This window comes from Muriicola sp. (genome assembly GCF_041567615.1).
GTDB lineage: Bacteria > Bacteroidota > Bacteroidia > Flavobacteriales > Flavobacteriaceae > Muriicola.
In genome coordinates this window covers 1-6,885 of the sequence record NZ_JBFGBM010000147.1, presented here as the reverse complement: position 1 = coordinate 6,885, position 6,885 = coordinate 1, and the positions used below count along the sequence as shown (strand labels likewise).

6 protein-coding genes are annotated in these 6,885 nt (G+C 47.2%); 3 read left to right on the top strand and 3 right to left on the bottom strand.

Annotation, left to right across the window (positions count from 1 at the left end):
- On the bottom strand, window positions 1–989 hold a 989-nt coding region (locus tag ABYP73_RS10150), incomplete at its 3' end, for a hypothetical protein (protein WP_372974237.1).
- 205 nt (window positions 990–1,194) lie between these two features.
- A complete protein-coding gene (gene uvrA / locus ABYP73_RS10145) occupies window positions 1,195–3,975 on the bottom strand; it encodes an excinuclease ABC subunit UvrA (RefSeq protein ID WP_372974236.1) in 2,781 nt (926 codons plus the stop codon).
- 243 nt (window positions 3,976–4,218) lie between these two features.
- On the opposite strand from uvrA, the gene ABYP73_RS10140 reads away from it, so the two are divergent.
- From ABYP73_RS10140 to ABYP73_RS10130, 3 genes are all read left to right on the top strand, one after another.
- Complete coding sequence (locus ABYP73_RS10140) at window positions 4,219–4,800, top strand: RNA polymerase sigma factor (RefSeq protein ID WP_372944679.1); 582 nt, start codon at window positions 4,219–4,221, stop codon at window positions 4,798–4,800.
- A gap of 69 nt (window positions 4,801–4,869) precedes the next feature.
- Entirely contained in the window at window positions 4,870–5,013 is a 144-nt protein-coding gene (locus ABYP73_RS10135) for a hypothetical protein (RefSeq protein WP_372944678.1), read from the top strand.
- Window positions 5,014–5,333: 320 nt separating this feature from the next.
- Window positions 5,334–5,918 (top strand): RNA polymerase sigma factor, encoded by a 585-nt coding sequence (locus tag ABYP73_RS10130; protein WP_163693616.1) that lies wholly within the window; start codon window positions 5,334–5,336, stop codon window positions 5,916–5,918.
- Window positions 5,919–6,145: 227 nt separating this feature from the next.
- Here the strand turns inward: ABYP73_RS10130 and nth are convergent, their stop codons facing one another.
- Entirely contained in the window at window positions 6,146–6,808 is a 663-nt protein-coding gene (gene nth / locus ABYP73_RS10125; protein WP_372974235.1) for an endonuclease III, read from the bottom strand.
- Window positions 6,809–6,885: the final 77 nt, after the last annotated feature.

Genomic DNA, 6,885 nt, shown 5'->3' with positions numbered 1-6,885 from the left:
TTGCCATTTCGTTCGTTCACTCTGGCCTTCTCATTACCTCTCGCAAAGCTGGAGGACCTGTTGCCATTTCGTTCGTTCACTCTGGCCTTCTCATTACCTCTCGCAAAGCTGGAGGACCTGTTGCCATTTCGTTCGTTCACCCTGGCCTTGTCAGTCCTTCCGGACCTGTATCCATCAGACCTTTTGTTCGTCCTGGCGATGGGCGTAGTCGTATTAGACCTCATAGCTCTGCCGGAATCTCTGAACTGTCCGTTGTCCCTGATATATCCGTTGTCTCTTCGACCCCGGTTCTCGCGGGCTACAACCCTGCGGTCATTTCGGTACAACCTTTCCCTTTCAGGCCTGTAATGGTATCGGTAATCTCTCCCCACCTGGGCGTAGAACCTTCTCGAGTTGTTTATGTAGGGCCTGTACCAGGTGTATCGGATAGGGTTATAGAACCTTCTGTAGGGCCTGTTGTACACCAGGCAAAAACCAAGTGCAGGTCTGGCAAAGTAATCGTGGAAGGGGCTATAGACATAATATCTGTTGTACACGTTCACAAATCCGTTGAATCTGTAGAACATTCCCCTGTTGTTGTAGAATACTCGCAATCCGCCAACACGTCTGAGCCTGCCGTTGTTGTACCAGATATTGATGCCACCGATCTGTGATACGCGACCGTAAAAATCGTAATAGACAGGTACGTTCTCGATCTGGATCACGGCTCCAAAATCGTCGTACTGAACGAATGGACTGTAATCAAATCCAGAGTTGAAGGTGATATTGCTCCTTCTGAAGTTGAGGTTCGCTCCAAAATTTACCCTGTTGTCAATGTAAAAATCGAACTCACCATCCGGATATACAGAAAATGTAATTCCGTTTTCTACAAAGATGACAGAATTGTTATACCCGAACACGCTGCTGACCATCGTGTTCTTGTCCAGCGTTGTAGCTTCTACTGAGCTGCCCAGTACAAAAGCTCCTAAGATGAGTAAAAGATTTTTCATGACTCTGTAATTTAAATTCTGAATACAACTATTTGCATTCATGTACAGAGTATTCAAACAGCGTGCCAAAAATCAGACTAACACATTAAGATGTTGGCAGACAGCATATTATATGAATGAAAATTTCACTTCTCTGGGAAATGTTGCGTCGATGTCGGTTCGATGAACAACAAAAGTGCGTTTAGGATTCTCGGGGATTGCAGGATCAGATCTTTGCCCGGAGATATCTTGCCGTATGGCCCTTGCCCTGGGCAACAATCTCCTCCGGGGTACCCTGCGCAACGAGGTAACCCCCATTTTCACCCCCCTCCGGTCCCAGGTCGATCAGGTAATCCGCGCATTTGATCATATCGAGATTGTGTTCTATGACCAGGACGGAATGGCCCGCCTGCAGAAGCGCCTCAAATGAATTCAGCAGTTTCTTGATATCGTGAAAGTGCAGTCCGGTGGTGGGTTCGTCGAATATGAACAGGGCCTTGTCCTTAGAGGCCCCCTTTACAAGGAAGGTAGCCAGTTTGATCCGCTGTGCCTCACCGCCCGAGAGGGTAGAGGAGGACTGACCCAGGGTGACATAGCCCAAACCTACATCCTGCAGGGGTTTCAGCTTGGCCGTGATCTTGCTCTGCTTGTGCTCTTTAAAGAAATTCAGGGCGTTGTCGATGGTCATATTCAGGACATCATCGATATTCATTCCCTCAAATCGTACCTCCAGCACATCTTTTTTAAAGCGCTTGCCCTGGCAGGTATCGCATTCCAGGTGCACATCGGCCATAAACTGCATCTCCACGGTGATCTCTCCCTCTCCCTTGCATTTTTCGCACCGGCCGCCGTCTACATTGAATGAAAAGTGCTTTGCCTGGTAGCCCCTGATCTTACTCAATTTCTGGGATGCGAAAAGACTGCGGATATCGTCATAAGCCTTGATATAGGTGACGGGGTTCGAACGGGATGACCTGCCTATGGGGTTCTGGTCTACGAATTCGATCCTTTTGATCTCCTTGTACTTCCCTTCGATCGCGCTGTGATGTCCCGCCTTGTCCCCATAGCCTCCCAATTCTTTTAAGAGGGCCGGATACAGGATCTTCCTCACCAGGGTACTCTTCCCGCTTCCTGAGACCCCTGTGACCACGGTCAGCATGTTCAGGGGGAAGGTCACATCTAAATTCTTCAGGTTGTGTTCCCTCGCGCCCAAAACCTTGATGTAATTAAGGCTCTTCCGGCGTTTCCCGGGAACCTTGATCTCTTCTGTGCCATTCAAATAGGCGGCTGTCAGGGTATCGGCAGCCAGGATCTCCTCAAAGGTTCCGCTGGCGACGACCTCACCACCAAACGTCCCTGCCATGGGCCCTATGTCGATGATCCGGTCGGCGGCCTTCATGATATCCTCATCGTGTTCCACCACGATCACCGTATTGCCCAGATCCCTGAGGGATTTGAGCACGCCGATCAGGTTTTCTGTATCCCTCGGATGCAGGCCTATACTCGGTTCGTCCAGGATATACATGGAGCCGACAAGGCTGCTGCCCAGGGAGGTAGCCAGATTGATGCGCTGGCTTTCTCCGCCCGAGAGCGTATTTGATTTCCTGTTCAGGGTCAAGTAGCCGAGTCCTACCTTTTGCAGGAATCCGAGCCGGGTATTGATCTCTTTCAGCAACCTGTTGGCGATCGTACGTTCGTGTTGCGTCAGGGAAAGGGCTTCAAAAAAGGAAACCAGGGAGGTGATAGGGCTATCGACCAGATCTGAGATGGACTTACCCTGGATCTTGACGTAATCTGCTTCTTTCCTCAGACGTTTCCCCTTGCAGAGGGAGCAGCGAGTCTTACCGCGATATCTCGATAACATAACGCGGTTCTGGATCTTGTAACTCTTTTCCTCAAGTTGCTGGAAGAATTTATGAATACCGATAAAATGGCTGTTCCCCTCCCAGACCAGGTTCTTTTGTTCCTCCGAAAGCTGGTACCACGGCTTGTGAATAGGGAAATCAAATTTGTATGCGGCATTGACCAGCTGATCCCTGTACCAACTCATGCTTTCTCCCCTCCAAGGGAAGACGGCATTCTCATAGACGGAAAGAGACGTGTTGGGGATTACGAGATCTTCATCTATGCCGATGACATCCCCATATCCTTCGCATTTAGGACAAGCCCCATAGGGGTTGTTAAAGCTGAAGAGGTGCACATTGGGCTCGAGGAAGGTCATTCCGTCCAGCTCGAAGGTGTTGCTGAAGGTGGTTTGCTTCCCCGTGGCCAATTCCTCTATGATGCAGGTCCCCTTTCCTTCAAAAAAAGCTGAATCCACCGCATTGGCGAGGCGGTTGAAGAAATCTTCGTCTTCTCTTTTTACGATCCTGTCCACCACCAGGTACAATTGATCACCCACCTCCTGGTGCAGGTCCTCATCGATGCGGTGCACCTCTCCACCGTATTTCACTCGCGCATACCCTTGTAAGGACAAGAGCTGCAGGGTCTTTTTCTTGTCCCGGTTCTCCGGGATGGTGATGGGAGCCAGAAGCAACAGCTTGGTATCCTCCTCAAACCCTTTGACAAAGGAGACAACATCCGTCACCGTATGCTTTTTTACTGCTTCTCCGGAAATAGGGGAATAGGTCCTGCCGATCCTGGCAAAAAGCAATTTGAGATAATCATAGATCTCGGTACTTGTCCCTACCGTAGAGCGGGGATTGGTGGCGTTCACTTTTTGTTCGATGGCAATAGCCGGGGCGATCCCCCTGATATGGTCTACCTTGGGCTTGTCTAGTTTTCCCAGGAATTGCCTCGCGTAGGAAGACAGGCTTTCCACGTATCGTCTTTGACCTTCGGCGTACAATGTATCAAAGGCAAGACTCGATTTGCCCGAACCTGAAAGTCCTGTGATCACCACCAACTGGTTCCGTGGGATCACTACATCGATGTCCTTCAGGTTGTGGAGCTTGGCCCCTTTGATGATGATATTTGTCTTAGGATCTGCCTCCGTAAGGGTGTTCATATTCTCGTGGAAAGTTGCAAAGATACGATATGAAAGCACCAATAACCAGTCTCATTGATCATCCGATCCCAAAATGTTAAAAATAAAGCCCTGGGGTTGATCACTCATATTTTTTCTATATTTGAAGTAGCAAACGTCAAGAAATACGCCTATTCCACAACATTACTTTTTTGAAATTTAAGAGTTAACGTCGCGTTCTGCGCAGCCCACGCGACCCCTAAATTGAACCAAAAAAGTAATTGTATGTATTCTACGATTGACGATGCCACGCTTATCCGAAATTATATCAGTGGCGATGAAAAAGCCATTGAGGAATTAATCAACAAACACAATCAACGACTTAGCAGCTATATCTATTCCAAGGTAAAGGACATGTCCGTCACCGAGGATATCTTCCAGGACACTTTTATCAAGGTGATAAGTACTTTTAAAAGGGGTACCTATAACGAGGAAGGGAAATTCCTGCCCTGGGTGATGCGAATTGCTCACAACCTGATCATCGACCATTTTCGCCGAAACAAGCGCATGCCCAAATACCAGGGAAACAAGGAATTCAATATTTTTTCCGTCCTGACCGATGATAAACTAAATGCGGAGAAGCAATTGATCAAGGACCAGATAGACCAGGACCTGGAAGTCCTCATTGAACAGTTGCCCAAGGATCAACTGGAAGTCCTGCGGATGAGGATCTACCAGAACATGAGCTTCAACGAGATCGCAGAAAATACCGAGGTGAGCATCAATACAGCATTGGGACGCATGCGCTATGCCCTGATCAACCTGAGGAAGCTGATTGAGAAGAATCAAATTGTTTTAACGAATTAATCTGTACTAGGTCGAGGAAATCCATCAATCCTGTATCTCTGGCGTTTATTAGGAGTAACATGAGATATTATGGAAAAGTTGTACCCCGTACCTGAATCCCAATGCAGACTTATCAAGAGTCGGCATGAAACCATTAAATTCCTGCTCGACTACTCAAAATCCCTTCACATCCGTGAATTCAAGGGGATGACCATTGAGAACAGTCTGAATTAAGTAGCGTAGAATTGCCGGCGGTAATGCCGGTACTAATAAATCAGGGGCACCTTCTTCGGGAGGTGCTTTTTTTATTCCTTCATTTTAGGGTCCGCAGTACAGTCAAAAAGGCCTCTTTAGGGCGTCTTAAAATCCCTGTCATTTACGAATACGCCCGTTCACATCAAGAATCAGGCATTTGACAACATTGTTTTTCCCGAGGTAAGGTCTTTGGGTACTTTTAGAATGTCTTTGAAAAACACAAAACTCAAATTGATCTGAAAACCTTAGTTCCCAAGCCTGGCTGAAGAACTAACAAAAACCAAAAGATACTCTAAACTATGGAACCACAAAGGGACGACTCACTACTAGTTCAGGATTACATCAGCGGGGAAGAAAAGGCACTGGAGATTCTGATTAACCGACACAACCAGCGCATCAGCAGCTTTATCTATTCCAAGGTACTCGACAGGGATGTTACCGAGGATATCTTTCAGGACACCTTTATCAAGGTCATCAAGACATTAAAAAAAGGAAATTACAGCGAAGAAGGTAAATTCCTGCCCTGGGTCATGCGTATCGCCCACAATTTGATCATCGACCACTTCAGGAAGAACAAGAGGATGCCCAAATTCGAAGGAAACGACGATTTCAATATCTTCTCCGTGATAGGGGACGATAAACTCAATGCAGAGAAACAACTGATCAAGGATCAGATAGACAGCGACTTGACGCTCCTGATAGAGGAGTTGCCGGACGATCAGAAGGAGGTCCTCCTTATGCGTATCTACAAGGATATGAGCTTTAAAGAGATCTCGGAAAACACAGGAGTGAGCATAAATACTGCCCTGGGAAGGATGCGGTATGCCCTCATCAATCTGAGAAAGATCATAGACAGGCATAATATAGTTCTGACAAATTCATAGTTCACAACAATTTTTACAATATTTCCATAGGCCTTGCGTTATCTTAACATAACGACATCGCAATCCTATGGAAAAAATTTACTCAACAAAGAAAAATGTCTGCGAGACCCCTAAAGTTGGGCCTGAGACCATCCGGTTTCTGCTTGACTATTCGAGGGCACTGAGAATCACAAAACACAGGAAGTTCAGTTTCGATCTGATCCTGAACTAAAAAAGTAAAGCCCGCATCAGCGGGCTTTTTTCTTTTTGAGATATTCGTTGATGACGGATCTCCTTCCGATGGTTCTTGTGATGACATCCTTTTCGAGATCCCACCCCCGTGCAGGGGAATACTCTCTGCCATACCAGATGATCTGCAGGTGCAGATCGTTCCACAAATCCCTGGGAAACAGTCTTTTAGCATCTCTTTCGGTTTGAAGGACGTTCTTTCCCGATGAGAATCCCCAGCGGTACATCAGCCGGTGGATATGGGTATCCACAGGAAATGCCGGGATGCCAAAGGCCTGGGATACGACTACGCTGGCCGTCTTGTGGCCCACCCCCGGCAATTCTTCCAGCAATTCGATTTCGCTGGGCACCTTTCCTTCGTATTTTTCTACCAGTATCCTGGATAAACCGTGAATACCTTTTGATTTCATGGGGGAGAGCCCTACCGGTTTGATTATCTCACGGATCTCCTCTACGGTCAGTTTGATCATGTCGTAGGGGTTATCGGCTTTGCGGAACAGCATGGGCGTGATCTGGTTTACGCGAACATCAGTACTCTGGGCAGACATGAGCACGGCAATGAGCAGGGTGTACGGATCCTTGTGTTCCAGTGGGACGGGAATCTCCGGATAGAGGTCATTGAGTGTTTCTATCGCAAAGGATACTTTTTCAGATTTGGTCATATATGATTATTTTTATGCGCACAAAAATAATTGCGTATGAAAACACTTAAGAAAGGGGACAAAGTACCTCAATTTAC

Excerpts from the sequence above, each read along its gene's own strand:
- uvrA (WP_372974236.1), bottom strand. The coding sequence starts at position 3,975 with ATGAACACCCTTACGGAGGCAGATCCTAAGACAAATATCATCATCAAA.
- ABYP73_RS10140 (WP_372944679.1), top strand. The coding sequence starts at position 4,219 with ATGTATTCTACGATTGACGATGCCACGCTTATCCGAAATTATATCAGT.
- nth (WP_372974235.1), bottom strand. The coding sequence starts at position 6,808 with ATGACCAAATCTGAAAAAGTATCCTTTGCGATAGAAACACTCAATGAC.
- ABYP73_RS10130 (WP_163693616.1), top strand. The coding sequence starts at position 5,334 with ATGGAACCACAAAGGGACGACTCACTACTAGTTCAGGATTACATCAGC.
- ABYP73_RS10135 (WP_372944678.1), top strand. The coding sequence starts at position 4,870 with ATGGAAAAGTTGTACCCCGTACCTGAATCCCAATGCAGACTTATCAAG.